Source organism: Amphritea pacifica, assembly GCF_016924145.1.
Classification (GTDB): domain Bacteria; phylum Pseudomonadota; class Gammaproteobacteria; order Pseudomonadales; family Balneatricaceae; genus Amphritea; species Amphritea pacifica.
This window is the reverse complement of sequence record NZ_JAFFZO010000008.1, coordinates 65,596-80,174: the sequence shown is the minus strand read 5'-3', so window position 1 is coordinate 80,174 and position 14,579 is coordinate 65,596. Positions and strand designations below refer to the sequence as shown.

Annotated in this window: 11 protein-coding genes; 5 read left to right on the top strand and 6 right to left on the bottom strand. The window is 53.0% G+C overall.

Annotation, left to right across the window (positions count from 1 at the left end):
- Nucleotides 1–8: 8 nt before the first annotated feature.
- The 6 genes from JW499_RS05800 to JW499_RS05775 form a co-directional block, all read right to left on the bottom strand.
- Entirely contained in the window at nt 9–1,673 is a 1,665-nt protein-coding gene (locus JW499_RS05800) for an AMP-binding protein (RefSeq protein ID WP_205209713.1), read from the bottom strand.
- Between the two features lie 151 nt (nt 1,674–1,824).
- Nucleotides 1,825–2,280 carry an SCP2 sterol-binding domain-containing protein gene (locus JW499_RS05795; protein WP_232846256.1) on the bottom strand — a complete coding sequence of 152 codons (456 nt, stop codon included), beginning with the start codon at nt 2,278–2,280 and terminating at the stop codon, nt 1,825–1,827.
- Between the two features lie 20 nt (nt 2,281–2,300).
- Nucleotides 2,301–4,100, bottom strand: a complete 1,800-nt coding sequence (locus JW499_RS05790) for an acyl-CoA dehydrogenase C-terminal domain-containing protein (protein WP_205209712.1) — start codon at nt 4,098–4,100, stop codon at nt 2,301–2,303.
- A gap of 258 nt (nt 4,101–4,358) precedes the next feature.
- Nucleotides 4,359–5,195, bottom strand: coding sequence for a universal stress protein (locus JW499_RS05785; RefSeq protein WP_205209711.1), 837 nt, complete (start codon nt 5,193–5,195; stop codon nt 4,359–4,361).
- Nucleotides 5,182–7,566, bottom strand: coding sequence for an efflux RND transporter permease subunit (locus tag JW499_RS05780; RefSeq protein WP_205209710.1), 2,385 nt, complete (start codon nt 7,564–7,566; stop codon nt 5,182–5,184). The genes JW499_RS05785 and JW499_RS05780 overlap by 14 nt, the downstream gene beginning before the upstream one ends.
- Nucleotides 7,559–8,668 (bottom strand): WD40/YVTN/BNR-like repeat-containing protein, encoded by a 1,110-nt coding sequence (locus JW499_RS05775; protein ID WP_205209709.1) that lies wholly within the window; start codon nt 8,666–8,668, stop codon nt 7,559–7,561. Before JW499_RS05775 ends, JW499_RS05780 begins: the two co-directional genes overlap by 8 nt.
- A gap of 364 nt (nt 8,669–9,032) precedes the next feature.
- Between JW499_RS05775 and JW499_RS05770 the strand changes: the two genes are divergently transcribed.
- From JW499_RS05770 to JW499_RS05750, 5 genes are all read left to right on the top strand, one after another.
- Nucleotides 9,033–10,166 (top strand): branched-chain amino acid ABC transporter substrate-binding protein, encoded by a 1,134-nt coding sequence (locus JW499_RS05770; protein ID WP_269814537.1) that lies wholly within the window; start codon nt 9,033–9,035, stop codon nt 10,164–10,166.
- 116 nt (nt 10,167–10,282) lie between these two features.
- Entirely contained in the window at nt 10,283–11,209 is a 927-nt protein-coding gene (gene livH, locus JW499_RS05765; protein WP_091360129.1) for a high-affinity branched-chain amino acid ABC transporter permease LivH, read from the top strand.
- Nucleotides 11,206–12,468: a high-affinity branched-chain amino acid ABC transporter permease LivM gene (locus JW499_RS05760; RefSeq protein ID WP_205209707.1), complete on the top strand. Its 1,263-nt coding sequence runs from the start codon at nt 11,206–11,208 to the stop codon at nt 12,466–12,468. Before livH ends, JW499_RS05760 begins: the two co-directional genes overlap by 4 nt.
- The gene (livG, locus tag JW499_RS05755) at nt 12,465–13,232 is read left to right on the top strand and encodes a high-affinity branched-chain amino acid ABC transporter ATP-binding protein LivG (RefSeq protein ID WP_205209706.1); all 768 of its coding nucleotides are present in this window, start codon (nt 12,465–12,467) and stop codon (nt 13,230–13,232) included. The genes JW499_RS05760 and livG overlap by 4 nt, the downstream gene beginning before the upstream one ends.
- A 1-nt stretch (nt 13,233) precedes the next feature.
- Complete coding sequence (locus JW499_RS05750; RefSeq protein ID WP_091360135.1) at nt 13,234–13,935, top strand: ABC transporter ATP-binding protein; 702 nt, start codon at nt 13,234–13,236, stop codon at nt 13,933–13,935.
- The last annotated feature ends 644 nt before the right edge of the window (nt 13,936–14,579 follow it).

Below are 14,579 nucleotides of genomic sequence, written 5' to 3'. Positions count from 1 at the left end.
ACAATATTTCAGGCAGCATGACTACCGGGCTTCTCGTTACGCAACATACGCCGCAGCACTTTGCCCACATTTGATTTGGGCAGCTCATCGGCAAACTCGACGATCTTAGGCACCTTATAGGGGGTCAGGCGCTCTTTACACCAGTCGCGAATCTCTTCGCTGGTGACCTTCTCTTTCGTCACCACAAAAAGCTTTACGATCTCGCCACTGTGAACATCAGGCACTCCCACTGCGGCGCACTCAACCACCGCCGGATGCAGAGTGACGACATCCTCAACTTCATTGGGATACACATTAAAGCCAGACACATTGATCATATCTTTTGCCCGGTCAACGATACGCAGATAACCATCCGCTTCAATAATCGCCACATCGCCGGTAATAAAAAAGCCATCATCGGTAAAACAACTGCGGGTGGCCTGCTCTCTCTGCCAGTACCCCAGCATCACCTGAGGCCCTTTAACACAAAGTTCCCCCGGCTCGCCGACACCCAGAGCCTGGCCCTCAGCGCCGACAATTTTCACCTCGGTCTCGGCCACCGGCGGGCCTATTGTCCCCACACGGATATTTCGCGGCGGGTTCATCGCTACCGCCGGAGATGTCTCAGTCAGGCCGTAAGCTTCCAGCACCTGGCAACCGGTCAGCTTCTCCCAGGCCTTCGCTGCAGCTAAAGTCAGCGCCATACCGCCGGACAGGGTGACTTTAAGATGACTGAAATCGATCAGATGGCTGTCTTTATGATTACAGATCGCAACAAACAGGGTATTCAGTCCGATAAACGCCGATACCGCATGCTTTTGCAGCTCTTTGACAAAACCGGATATATCACGGGGGTTGGCAATCAGCAGGTTATTACCACCCAGCTCAAGCACCGCCATGGTGATAGTAAAGGCATAGATATGATAAAGCGGTAACGGCGCGACCACCATCTCCGCCCAGTGTTTGTCGGCATCTGAGATCAGCTTAACCCCCTGAAGGAAGTTGGAGATCAGGTTGCCATGGGTCAGCATTGCGCCTTTGGAGACACCGGTGGTGCCGCCGGTATATTGCAGCACCGCAATATCGCTGCAGCTCTGAGGCACCACCTGGGGCTTCTGACCTGCCTTTTGCTTTAACACATGCCGCAGTTCGATCGCCTGGGGCAGATGGTACGCAGGTTCCATCTTCCTGATATATTTCACCACCGAGTTGATCAGCAGCCGTTTTAAAGGCGGGTGCAGATCGGCAATCTGGGTGGTGAAAACATATTTTATCGGGGTGTTGGCAATAATCTTATCAACATTATGTGCAACCCCTTTGTAGACCACCAGCGCTTTAGCGCCCGAGTCATTAAACTGTTTTTCCAGCTCCCTGGGAGTGTACAACGGGTTCGTATTCACGATGATCAGGCCCGCTTTGAGCGCGCCGAACAGCACCACCGGATACTGATTCAGGTTCGGCAGTTGAATCGCAATACGATCACCCGGTTGCAGATCGGTTTCCTGCTGCAGGTAAACGGCAAACGCATCCGACAACTGCCCCAGCTCTGCATAGCTCATCGCATTGCCAAAGCTGGTAAAGGCGGTTTTAGAGGCATATTCGCTGACGATTCGCTGGATAACATCCGTCAGCGTGTTATAGCCTTTTGGATTCAGACTTTCTGGAATCCAGCTACCGCGTACTTTTTGATCCATATTCAGATCCCGTCTACTGTCATTGTTATTGTTGTTAAGCTGTTTTTATAACGGGTGCAGCGTTAGACCCGTTGCTCTCAGCATAAGTGCTCAGAGAAAAAAGTCTAATATAATCAGCAGCAACCGTGACTCAGCACTGCTGTGTTACGGATTAACCGGCAGGAAACAGGGCCTCCAGGCGGGTTGCCAGCATCACGTCGCCTTCAGCACGGATGCGACCAGCCATAAACGCCTGCATACCGTTAGTTTCTCCCTCCAGCACCTCTTTGAAGGTCTGGCTGTCCATCATCAGAACCACACTGGGACTATCATGCAGCCCTTTATCCAGCGCACACTCCCCACCTGAAATAGCGACATGATAGGCATCGCCTTCATCCAGTTTATACTGAAACACCGCATCCAGGCCTGCCGCTGCAGCGCTGTTAAAGCGCCCGGCCATGGTTTCAAACAACCCCTGAATCTCTGACATATCTCTCTCCTCTGTTGCTTTTAGCTGCGACGACATGCGTGAACCCTGACGCCGCACGCGATGATTAACCCTGATCAGACCGGTCAGTAATACCTGACCGGCTTTGCTTCGTACCAGCTTGGTGACAAATCGTTTCATCGTTATTTCAACAGCCCGGATCAGCAGGAAAACTCTGCTTCATCCATCGCCAGCAGATTATCCGCACCGGAATCGATGGTCGCTTCCAGGGTTTTCGTCCGGGGCAGAATCCGCTCAAAGTAGAACCGTGCGGTTTTCAGCTTCGCCTGATAGAAGCTCCGGTCGCCCTCACCGGCATCCAGCTTCTGCTGCGCAGTGACAGCCATTCTGGCCCACAGATAGGCCATCGTTGCATAGCCGGAATACATCAGGTAATCCACAGAAGCGGCACCGACCTCTTCCCGGTTCATCATCGCTTTCATGCCGATACGCGTGGTCAGATCGCCCCACTCTTTATTCAATCGGGCAAGCGGACTGATAAACTCCTGCATGGCACGATTCTCAGCCTGGGACTGGCAGAACTTATGTACCACTTTGGTAAAGGATTTCAGCGATTCGCCCTGAGTCATCAGCACTTTACGGCCTAACAGATCGAGCGCCTGAATCCCGGTGGTGCCTTCATACAACATCGAGATACGGCTATCACGAACGTTTTGCTCCATCCCCCACTCACTGATATAACCGTGCCCACCAAAGATCTGTAATCCCAGATTGGCTGATTCAAAGCCGGTTTCAGTCAGAAACGCTTTGGCTATCGGTGTCAGGAAAGCCAGCTGAGTGTCGGCCTGCTGCCGCTCATCACTATCGGTGGTCAGGTTAACTCTGTCCACCAGCTGCGCGCAGTAATAGATCAGCGCCCGTCCGCCTTCAGCAAAGGCTTTCTGGGTCAGCAGCATACGCCGTACATCAGGATGAACAATAATCGGATCAGCAGGCTTGTCGGGACAGGCAGGGCCATTCAGCGCCCGCATCTGCAAACGATCCCGGGCGTAAGCCAGTGAGTTCTGATAGCCCCATTCAGCGTGGGCCAGCCCCTGCAGCGCGGTACCCAGACGTGCGGTATTCATAAAGGTGAACATACAGTTCAGGCCTTTGTTTTCCGGCCCGATCAGATAGCCGGTAGCGCCATCAAAGTTCATAACACAGGTAGCGTTACCATGAATCCCCATCTTATGTTCCAGCGAACCACAACTCAGGTTATTCCGTTCACCGACATTACCATCGCTGTTAGGCAGGAACTTGGGTACGATAAACAGCGAGATACCTTTGGTCCCCTGGGGAGCATCCGGCAGACGGGCCAGCACGATATGAACGATATTATCCGCCATATCGTGCTCACCGGCGGAGATAAAGATCTTAGTGCCGCTGATTTTATAGCTGCCGTCGGCCTGGGGTTCCGCTTTGGTTTTCAGCATCCCCAGATCGGTACCGCAATGGGATTCGGTCAGACACATGGTACCGGTCCACTCGCCACTGATCAGCCGGGTCAGGTAGGTCTGTTTCTGCGCTTCTGTACCATGAGCTTCAATGGTATTCATCGCCCCGTGGCTCAGCCCCGGATACATACTCCAGGACCAGTTGGCTGAGCCAACCATCTCATTAAGTACAATACCGATCGACTCCGGCAACCCCTGCCCACCCCACTCAGGATCATGGGCCAGAGAGGGCCAGCCCCCTTCAACAAACTGCTGATAGGCCTCTTTAAAACCAGCAGGCGTCTTCACCTCGCCATCCGTTAACTGACAGCCTTCCCGATCACCCACCTGATTCAGGGGTGCCAGCACCCGCTCAGCAAACTTTGCCCCCTCTTCCAGAATAGCTGCCACCATATCCGGGGTAGCTTCTTCACAACCCGGCAGGCTCTGGTAGTGCTGTTCACTGTGCAGCATTTCGTCCAGTACAAACTGTATATCTTTTAAGGGCGCTTTATATTCCGGCATGATGACACCTCGACAGATCCTGTATCGCACCTGCATCAGGGACACAGGTATCTTGTGTTAATTATTGTATGCCATGAGGATCTCCCAAATACCCTGCATTACCAATAACAAAACCCTCCATTATCACTAACACAAAAAATCATATCGAGATTTAAATCCATTTAATCTTTATTTTTCATAAGCTTAAAAAACAATAGACAGGTATTTTTTATTAACAAAAAAGCCCGGACAAACCAGGCTTCTGGACTGAAAATCTATTTACTGCTGTAACACAGGAACCACCTGATCAGATAACCCGATCCGCAATACCAGAATATCGCAATCCAGCCGCGGCAATATCCGTTCGGCAGTATTTCCGATCAACGCTCCCTTTAAGCCGCCGCGGGCCCGGGTACCGATCACCACCAAACGCGCAGCCTGCTTCGCTCCAGCTTCAGGGATCCAGTATTCAGCAGGCCCCTCTCCCACAGCAACATCCTGTGGCTGCAACTGCAACCGGCTTAACTGCGCGTCAAGAGCCTGATGCGCTTTCTGCTGAATCAACTCTTCGGACTGCATCACAGGATCAGCGCCCATCATCGCAGAGGGACAGGCAACCGCAGCCGTTAAGGTTGATCCGGTCGCCAGGGCAATCTGAGCTGCAACTTTAAGGACATCATCATTGAGTCGTCGCTGGTAAGAATCATTAGCCAGCGAATTAACGGCGGCCATCACTACACCATCCTGCCAGAGCAGATCTCGCTTAACCATCAATACAGGACAGGGAAGTTCCCGCAGAATCTGACCATCCACCGTGGTCATAAAGCCTTTACTGCGGGGATCACAACTCTTTATTAACAAGCCAAAAGACTCCCGCTCCAGAAACTTAGCCAGTAACTTTAAGAGTTTATCTCTGGCGGCAATATGAAGCGCCACAGAGATACCATCACTCTCCAGCTGCTTCACAGCGGCTTCCGCCTTTTCAATGCTGTCGCCAAGCCAGATCAGGGTTACCTGACTTTGCAAACGTCCGGCGATCAGACGACAACGCTGCAATGCATTGCAGGCCTGATCCTGCTGATCCAGCACCAGCAGCAACCGCTTATTTAACAACATCTTTTACCTCCGGAGGGGTTGTAACAGTGGCTTTCGCACCACAGTTAAGCAGACAGGCAAGCGCAGGCAGCAACACCAGAGCGCCAAGCATATTCCAGAGGAACATAAAGGTGAGTAACACGCCCATATCCGCCTGAAATTTAATCGGAGAAAAGACCCACAGCACCACGCCAATTGCCAGCGTTAAGCCGGTAAAAGCCACCGATTTACCGGTTGTTTTAAGCGTATTAAGATAAGCCTCCTGCAACGGCATCCCCTGCACCAGATAGGTGTTGAGTTTGGAATAGATATAGATACCGTAATCGACACCGATACCCACCCCCAGGGCAATCACCGGCAGGGTCGCTACTTTGACGCCGATACCAAAGCTGGCCATCAAGGCCTGACAGAGAATCGAGGTCAGCGCCAGCGGTGCGATGATGCACACCAGTGTTTTCAGTGACCGGAAGGTCAGCAGACAGAGCAAACCCACCACCGCGTAAACCCAGGCCAGCATCTGATACTGGGCAGTACCGATCACCTCATTGGTAGCGGCCTCAAAACCGGAGTTGCCAGCAGCCATCTCAAACTGTATCCGGTCCGAACCATACTCTGCGGCAAACGACGCGATCTGACGGGTCAGGTTATTCAGGGTTGCGGCCTTATGATCATCAAGAAAGATGATCACCGGCAACAATGAACAGGAGGGGTTCATAAGCCCCGCGGGGACATAGGAGAGGGAGGCATTGATCACCAGTTGATTACGGCTCACAGTACGCCACTTCAGGCTGCCCTCATTGAGCCCGGATGTCACCCGTTTGGACACATCCACCAGCGATACACTGGACTGTACCCCGGCAATATTGGTCAGGTAATACTGAAACCGGTCCACCAGCGATAGCGTGGCAAAGCTGGAGCACTGATCTTTAGGAGTACTGACCATCACCACAAAGATATCGCTGGAGGTCGAATAGTGCTGCGTGATAAAGCGGTTATCAAGATTATATCTTGAATCCGGACGCAGCTCCGGAGCTCCGCTATCAAGGTCACCGATCTGGAGCTTCTGTCCCTGATACACGCCCCCCAGCAACATCAACAGCGCAACCACCACCGCGGCCCGGGCACCGGAGGGGGTCGCAAACCAGGTCAGCAGCTGCCAGCCACTGTGCTGTTTCTGCTCCGCTTCCCGGGCTCTCCGGGTCGCGGTTTCGCCAATACCTAACAGCGACATGATAACCGGTAACAGAAACAGGTTGGTGAGGATAATCACGGCAATCCCCAGCGATGCTGCGATCGCCAGATCCTGAATTACCCGGATCTCAATCACCATCAGGGTAACAAACCCGATACCATCCGATAACAGCGCCGTCAGGCCCGGAATATACAATGCCCGGAACGCCCGCCGTGCAGCCAGCCATCGATCTGCGCCCCGGGCACTTTCCAGGGCGATGGTATTAACGATCTGTACTCCGTGGCTCACCGCAATGGCAAATACCAGAAACGGCACCAGCATCGAATAGGGGTCCAGCCCATAGCCCAGCAGCTTTAGCAGCCCTAACTGCCAGATCACCGCTATCACAGAGCAGGCCAGCGGCACCAGCGTGCCGGTAATACTGCGGGAATAGAGATACAGCAGTACCAGGGTGATCAGCAGGGCGATAGCAAAAAACACCGCCACCTGCGCGGCACCCTCGATAAGATCCCCCACGATCTTGGCAAAACCGGTGATATGAATGCTGATATTGTCAGACTGATAACGGTCCCGTATCAGGGTTTCCAGCTGTTGAGACAACACCTGATAGTCAAGTTTTTCACCGGTATCCGGATGCTTATCAAACAGCGGCACCTGCACAATCGCCGAGCGGAAATCGTTCGCCACCAACCGGCCTACCTGCCCTGAGCGCAGAATATTCAGCTTGATCTGTTCAAGACTCTCGGGCGAGCCATCATAATCCGGCGGAATCACCGGACCACCAACGAACCCCTCTTCGGTGACTTCAGTCCAGCGGACATTGGGGGTCCAGATTGAGGTCAGTGCCGCCCGGTCAACGCCGGGAATAAAGAACAGCTCATCGGTAATCTTTTGCAGTGTCTGCTGAAACTCAGCGGTAAAGATATCCCCCTCGCGTACCGCGACCGCAACCCGGACACTGTTGCCCAGTCCGGCAAGGTCATCCCGGTTTTTGAGATAGTTCTCAACGTAAGGATGAGAGGTCGGAATCATCTTCACAAAACTGGCATCAGGACGGATCTGCACCGCCTGCCAACCGAGAAACAGGGTCAGCGCCGCAAACACCAGTAATACCGGTAACCGATGGTGAAACAGAAACCGTTCAGCGAACTCTTCAGAACCTTTGATCGGTGCTAACAGGAGCCGGGAGAGCTTATTCATGGGCAGCCTCCAGCGTATGCAAACCACCCTCGCCCACCAGAACATACCCCCCATTCAGCGCCAGACCGGCGCTCAGAGAGTGCCGTCCGCCACTGGGCAGTTGCGAGAAATGCTGGCCATCGGCACTCTGCAGGATCAGCCCCCCCTGCCCCAGCAACACCAGTTGCTGCGCCTCGGTCACCGCGCTGACCAGAGTTGCTGCATGTCCGGTCTCCACCGGCAGCCATTCCAGCCCGTCGGCCGAACGAAAGAGGTGGCCTCGCAGCCCCATCAGATAGAGTTGGCTGTTGAATTCGGTGATGCCGAAAAAAGAGCCATCATAAGGGGTCTCTATACGTTGCCAGTGATCGCCGCCATCCTCTGAACGAAACAGCAACCCGGCCTCACCCACGATGTACAGGTATCCCCGATGATCCGCCTTCATGGCGTTCAGATGAAAATTATCCGGATTGTCCAGCCGATCACCCCAGTATGCCCAGCTGTCACCACCATCCTCGGTTTTCAGTAACAGGCCATAGCCTCCCAGAGCAAAGCCGCGCTGAGAGTCGGAAAACCAGATATCCAGCAGCGGCACCCCCGCCCCATCATCCACCGCTGCTGCAGCGTCACCCGCCTGCCAGGACACATTGTCCAGTTGCTCAGCCAACTGGGCATTATCCGGCTGAACATCAAGCTGTGCCTGTAACTCAGCCATCTTTTGTTGCAACCGCTGCAGGCGCAGCTGATTGATCTGATTACCGTCCAGCAACAAGTGCCAGTTGACACCACCGTCATCGGTTGCGGCCAGCAGGCCATCGTGCCCGGTCAGCCACCCATGTTGAGCATCAGCAAAGCAGACCGACGTCAGCATCACGCTGAACGGGGTTAACTGCTGCTGCCAGCTTTGCCCCTGATCGGTTGAGCGCATCACCACGCCCTGATCACCCACAGCAACCAACTGATTACCGCTGGCGGCGATATCCAGCAACAGCGTCTGAGCAGCACGATAGGAGGGTAAAGCGGGAGTAGTAAGCCGATCCACTCCAGACTGCGCCACAGCAGCGCCCGCCATCAGAGTAGCCGATACTATAATAAAGCCAGTGAGTGACCGGATCAGATCCATACGTTTCCCAGTTATTATCATTATGCAGGAATTAATTTTTTCTCCGACGCCCGCATCCTTCAGCAACCGTCCGAAATAAATCGCTTAGGCTGGAATCATTAACAAAAACGGTCAGATGCTCAATAACAAATAGTGGCAATTTCGTTAACACTTTCGCCACAGCACAGAGTAAAGCATTCCAGATCAACATAAATGTATAAAAGTCTTCTGCTTAGATTGCAATTAGTAGACGGCCAGAGGTAGAGTTAGCCACTGCGACAGAGGTAATAACATCTGAGCGTAACATCTGTGAACAGATCCGAATTTAATCAACAACCGGCTATTCTCAGATTGTGCACTCAAAAACCTCTGCAAAGAACAATAAATGGAGATTAGCTCGATGAATCAATTCCGCAAAACATTGCTCGGTCTAAGCACCGCCGTATGCATAATGGGCTTAACCGCCGCGGCACAGGCTGACACCCTGAAAATCGCTCTGGCCGGCCCGGCAACAGGCCCTGTCGCCCAGTATGGTGATATGCAAAAAATCGGTGTTATGGCAGCGATTGAAGATATCAACAAAGCAGGCGGTGTGAACGGTATGATGCTGGAAGGCGTTATCTATGACGATGCCTGCGACCCAAAACAAGCCGTCGCCGTTGCGAACAAAATTGTCAATGATGGTATCACTCAGGTGGTTGGCCATCTGTGCTCCTCCTCCACCGAACCTGCCGCAGATATCTACGAAGAGGAGGGTGTATTGATGATTACCGCCGCATCCACCTCCCCTTCGATCACCGAGAAGGGCTACAAAATGGTTTTCCGCACCATCGGCCTGGATAGTCTTCAGGGCAGTATGGCCGCTCAGTACATCCTCAATACAGCCAAGCCGGCCCGTGTTGCCGTTATCCATGATAAGCAGCAATACGGTGAAGGACTGGCAACAGCGGTTCGCGATCAGTTAGCTGAAAACGGCGTCAAAGCGGTTATGTTTGAAGGTGTCACCCCCGGCGACAAAGACTTTTCTGCCCTGATTGCCAAGCTGAAAAAAGAGAACGTTGATTTTGTCTACTACGGTGGCTACCACCCTGAGCTGGGCCTGATCCTGCGTCAGTCTGCTGAAAAAGGCTTCGATGCACAGTTTATGGGCCCCGAAGGTGTCGTTAACTCCGACCTGGCCAAGATCGCTGGCGACGCAGCTGAAGGCGTGCTGGCCACAGCACCGAAGAGCTTTGACCAGAACCCGGTCAACGAAGCACGCGTTGCGGCCATCAAGGCCAAAGGTGAAGACCCAACCGGTCCGTTTGTTTTCACAGCTTATGCTGCGGTTGAAGTGATGACCGATGCTATGGAAGCGACTAAATCAACTGATTCTGAAGCGCTGGCTGACTATATCCGCAGCCACGACTTCGATACAGCCATCGGTAAAGTAAAGTATGACGAGAAAGGCGACCTGACTGAGTCAACTTTCCTGGTATACCGCTTACACAAGGATGGCTCCAAGACTCCTGCTGAGTAAATTACTGTAATATCAATAGATTAGCGAACTGCAACGCACCCTGTTGCAGTTCGTCAATCCCGACTCCCTGATGCCGCGATCCGGCATCGGGGATTCGTTTTATATGGTCCCTGCAAATGTCAGAATTCTCGCTTTATCTGTTGCAACAGCTCATTAACGGGCTAACCATCGGCTCTACCTACGCCCTGATCGCCATCGGCTATACCATGGTTTATGGCATCATCGGCATGATCAACTTCGCCCACGGCGAGATCTACATGATCGGCTCCTACGTAACGTTTATTGTTATCGCAGGTCTGCTGGGCATGGGTATGGTAAGCCTGCCAATCATCCTGATAATCGCCCTCGTGGTCGCCATGTTTATCGCCAGCACCTATGGCTGGACGATTGAGCGGGTCGCCTATCGCCCCCTGCGGGGCTCAAACCGGCTGATTCCACTGATCTCCGCGATCGGCATGTCAATTTTCCTGCAAAACTTTGTCGTCCTGTCCCAGGGTTCCCGGGATGTTGCCCTGCCTCCGCAGATTACCGGTGGCTGGAACTTTGGTGATCCCAGTGTCTTTGAGGTTTCCCTCTCCTATATGCAGGTACTGATCTTCATCATCACCTTTATCAGCATGACTCTGCTGACGCTGTTTATCTCCCGCTCCCGCATGGGTCGCGCCTGTCGCGCCTGTTCAGAGGATCTGGGGATGACCAACCTGCTGGGGATCGATACCAACAAGATTATCGCTCTCACCTTTATTGTCGGCGCCGCCCTGGCTGCCATCGCAGGCCTCTTGCTGGGGCTCTACTATGGCGTGGTCAACCCGTTTGTTGGTTTTATCGCGGGTCTGAAAGCATTTACGGCAGCGGTACTCGGAGGGATCGGTTCAATTCCCGGCGCAGTGCTCGGTGGCCTGATCCTCGGCGTTACCGAAGCGATGACCTCCGCATTCTTCCCCTCAGAATATAAAGACGTTGTCTCATTCGGTCTGCTGGTGCTTATCCTGCTATTCCGTCCAAGCGGACTTCTGGGCAAGCCGGAGGTAGAAAAAGTATGAATTCCAGTAAGCTTTATAATGCAGTTTTTGCCGCCGGTATCGCCTTCATCCTCGCCTGTCTGATGATCGGCGTTAAACTGGATACCGACAGTACCGTACTGGCCGTCAAAGGCGCCACCGCCGAACAGTGGGCATGGATTTTTGGCGGTATCGCGGTGGTATTCCTGTCGCAGCTGTTCAGCACCCAGGTTGATGCCCTCTTCCGTGCCATTCCCAAACCTGATATCCAGGCATTGCTGCCGCAACAGCAAAAGTTTGCCACCCTGAAGCCCTGGCTGATCGCAGCGATCATTGTCGTAATGATGATCTGGCCATTTATGGTTTCACGGGGGTCGGTTGACCTGGCTACCCTGACGCTGATCTACATTATGCTGGGGCTGGGGCTGAATATCGTGGTAGGGCTTGCCGGCCTGCTGGATCTGGGCTTTGTCGCTTTCTACGCGGTGGGCGCCTACACCTATGCGCTGCTATCCCAGTATTTCGGTATGTCGTTCTGGGCCTGCCTGCCAATATCAGCGGGGCTGGCAGCTACCTTTGGCTTCCTGCTGGGCTTTCCGGTGCTCCGCCTCAGAGGCGATTACCTGGCCATTGTCACCCTCGGTTTCGGTGAGATAATCCGCATTCTGCTGAACAACTGGACCTCCCTGACCGGCGGTCCCAACGGTATCTCAGGCATAGCCAAACCGACCCTGTTTGGTCTGGAGTTCAACCGCAGAGCTAAAGAGGAAGGCGCGATGACCTTCCATGAATACTTTGATATGGATTACTCCAGTTCCTACAAAGTGATCTTTCTCTATCTGATCGCAGTCTTGCTGGTGATCTGTGTCATCTATCTGATCAACCGTCTGATGCGGATGCCTATTGGGCGCGCCTGGGAAGCGCTGCGGGAAGATGAGATCGCCTGCCGTTCCCTGGGACTGAACCGCACCGCCATCAAGCTGTCAGCGTTCACTCTGGGGGCATCAACAGCCGGATTTGCAGGTTGCTTTTTTGCTGCCCGGCAGGGCTTTATCAGCCCGGAATCATTCATCTTTATCGAGTCTGCCATCATTCTGGCGATTGTGGTACTGGGCGGTATGGGCTCGCAGTTGGGCATCATCTTCGCCGCCATTATTATGACTATTCTGCCGGAGCTGGCGCGGGAGTTCTCTGAATACCGGATGCTGCTGTTCGGCCTGCTGATGGTGGTGATGATGCGCTGGCGCCCTCAGGGACTGGTACCGATGAAACGACCGAATCTGGAGTTGAAACAACAATGAGTCAGTTACTGCTGGATGTAAACGGTCTGACCATGCGCTTCGGCGGCCTGGTAGCGGTAAACGGGGTAAACCTGAAGGTAAAAAACCGCCAGATCGTTTCAGTTATCGGCCCGAACGGTGCCGGAAAAACGACCGTTTTTAATTGCCTGTCCGGTTTTTATATTCCCACGGAAGGCAGTGTCATGCTCAAAAATGAACAGATTGCCGGCCTGAAAGATTATCAGATTTCACGCAAGGGACTGGTACGCACTTTTCAGCATGTCCGCCTGTTTCAGAAGATGACCGTGATTGAGAATATGCTGGTTGCACAGCACCGGCATCTGAATACCAACCTGTTCTCCGGTTTGCTGAAAACGCCGAACTATCGTCGCCTGGAAAAAGACGCGATGGAGCATGCCGCGCACTGGCTGGAAGAGGTAGGGCTACTGGAGTATGCCAACCGGGAAGCGGGCAACCTCGCCTACGGGCAGCAACGCCGCCTTGAGATTGCCCGTTGCATGGTAACCCAGCCCGAACTGCTGATGCTGGACGAGCCCGCCGCTGGTCTGAACCCTAATGAGACCAAAGAGCTGGACGAGCTGATCATTAAGCTGCGTGATGAACATGAGATCTCGATTCTGCTGATTGAGCACGATATGAGCCTGGTTATGGGCATCTCCGATCACATCTATGTGATTGCCCAGGGCACCCCTCTGGCCAACGGAACCGCCGAGCAGATCAAAGGCAACCCCGATGTCATCAAAGCTTATCTCGGAGAGGAATAAGATGCTGCAGATCGAAAATGTAAACACACATTACGGGCAGATTCAGGCACTTCATGATGTCAGTATTGAGATCCGTCAGGGGGAGATAATTACGCTCATCGGTGCCAACGGCGCGGGCAAAACAACCCTGATGATGACCATCTGCGGCGACCCCAAAGCCTCATCCGGCAAGATTGTTTTTGAAGGGGAAGAGCTGGAACACTGCAACACCCCTGAGATCATGCGCAAAGGGCTGGCAATCGTCCCCGAAGGACGCCGGGTGTTCAGCTCGATGACGGTAGAAGAGAATCTCTCAATGGGGGCCTACTTTCGCACCAAAGAGCAGGCAGAAGAAACGGTGCAATATGTTCTTAAGCTGTTCCCGCGTCTCGAAGAACGGTTTAAACAACGGGCAGGCACCATGTCGGGTGGCGAACAACAGATGCTCGCAATTGGCCGGGCACTGATGAGCAGACCCCGCCTACTGCTACTGGATGAACCCTCACTGGGGCTGGCACCGATCATCATCAAACAGATTTTCGATATTATCGAACGTCTGCGGGATGAGGGGGTCACCATCTTTCTGGTGGAGCAGAATGCCAACCAGGCTTTACGAATCGCCGACCGGGCCTACGTTCTGGAAAATGGCAGAATCGTTAAAACCGACACCGGGGCTAACCTGCTCACCGATGAATCGGTTCAAAAGGCCTATCTCGGGGGCTAAAAGCGTCTCCAAAAAGATACAAAACCAGCCTGTTGGCTGGTTTTTTTTCGTTCTTTAGTCGGAGAAATGTTCAGAACCACCCTAATAAACTGACTAAAATCAACCAAAACAGCAATTTTTGCTTACACTACAGTGATTTACGTCAACATTTTTAATCCATCATTATTGTGCTAGTATAAGTCGCATATAAACGACACAAAAACGCTCTTCTGAGACTGTTTTTTGTCACACAGAAGCAACAGAAACACAGTAAGTACTGTTAAGGATTTTGAAGTAAGGGTCCAGAATACAGTTTTGAGGTAACACACATGAGATGTCTATGCCCACAGTGCAAGTCACTACTGGAACATCAAAGCATCAGTCTCCACAGCGGCTTGGTTGAAGTTAAGCACATACACAACAACACCCTCTATATCTGCAAAGACTGCTCAGCGCAGATTGGGCTGGTAAGCGTGCCTCACAGCTGGCAACTGATGCCGTATACCGAAAATCAGCGCGTCGCCTGATTTTTTATTTTGAGCGCCAGGCCTGGCGCTCAAACAGGAGTCTTACAGCGGCTCTGCCATTCAGCAGTAAAATCTGGCACACTGGTGTGTACATACCCCTGCGCGCATACCTGCGTACATCTAAGTGACCTGCGTACA

Excerpts from the sequence above, each read along its gene's own strand:
- JW499_RS05800 (WP_205209713.1), bottom strand. The coding sequence starts at position 1,673 with ATGGATCAAAAAGTACGCGGTAGCTGGATTCCAGAAAGTCTGAATCCA.
- JW499_RS05795 (WP_232846256.1), bottom strand. The coding sequence starts at position 2,280 with ATGAAACGATTTGTCACCAAGCTGGTACGAAGCAAAGCCGGTCAGGTA.
- JW499_RS05790 (WP_205209712.1), bottom strand. The coding sequence starts at position 4,100 with ATGCCGGAATATAAAGCGCCCTTAAAAGATATACAGTTTGTACTGGAC.
- JW499_RS05785 (WP_205209711.1), bottom strand. The coding sequence starts at position 5,195 with ATGTTGTTAAATAAGCGGTTGCTGCTGGTGCTGGATCAGCAGGATCAG.
- JW499_RS05780 (WP_205209710.1), bottom strand. The coding sequence starts at position 7,566 with ATGAATAAGCTCTCCCGGCTCCTGTTAGCACCGATCAAAGGTTCTGAA.
- JW499_RS05775 (WP_205209709.1), bottom strand. The coding sequence starts at position 8,668 with ATGGATCTGATCCGGTCACTCACTGGCTTTATTATAGTATCGGCTACT.
- JW499_RS05770 (WP_269814537.1), top strand. The coding sequence starts at position 9,033 with ATGGAGATTAGCTCGATGAATCAATTCCGCAAAACATTGCTCGGTCTA.
- livH (WP_091360129.1), top strand. The coding sequence starts at position 10,283 with ATGTCAGAATTCTCGCTTTATCTGTTGCAACAGCTCATTAACGGGCTA.
- JW499_RS05760 (WP_205209707.1), top strand. The coding sequence starts at position 11,206 with ATGAATTCCAGTAAGCTTTATAATGCAGTTTTTGCCGCCGGTATCGCC.
- livG (WP_205209706.1), top strand. The coding sequence starts at position 12,465 with ATGAGTCAGTTACTGCTGGATGTAAACGGTCTGACCATGCGCTTCGGC.
- JW499_RS05750 (WP_091360135.1), top strand. The coding sequence starts at position 13,234 with ATGCTGCAGATCGAAAATGTAAACACACATTACGGGCAGATTCAGGCA.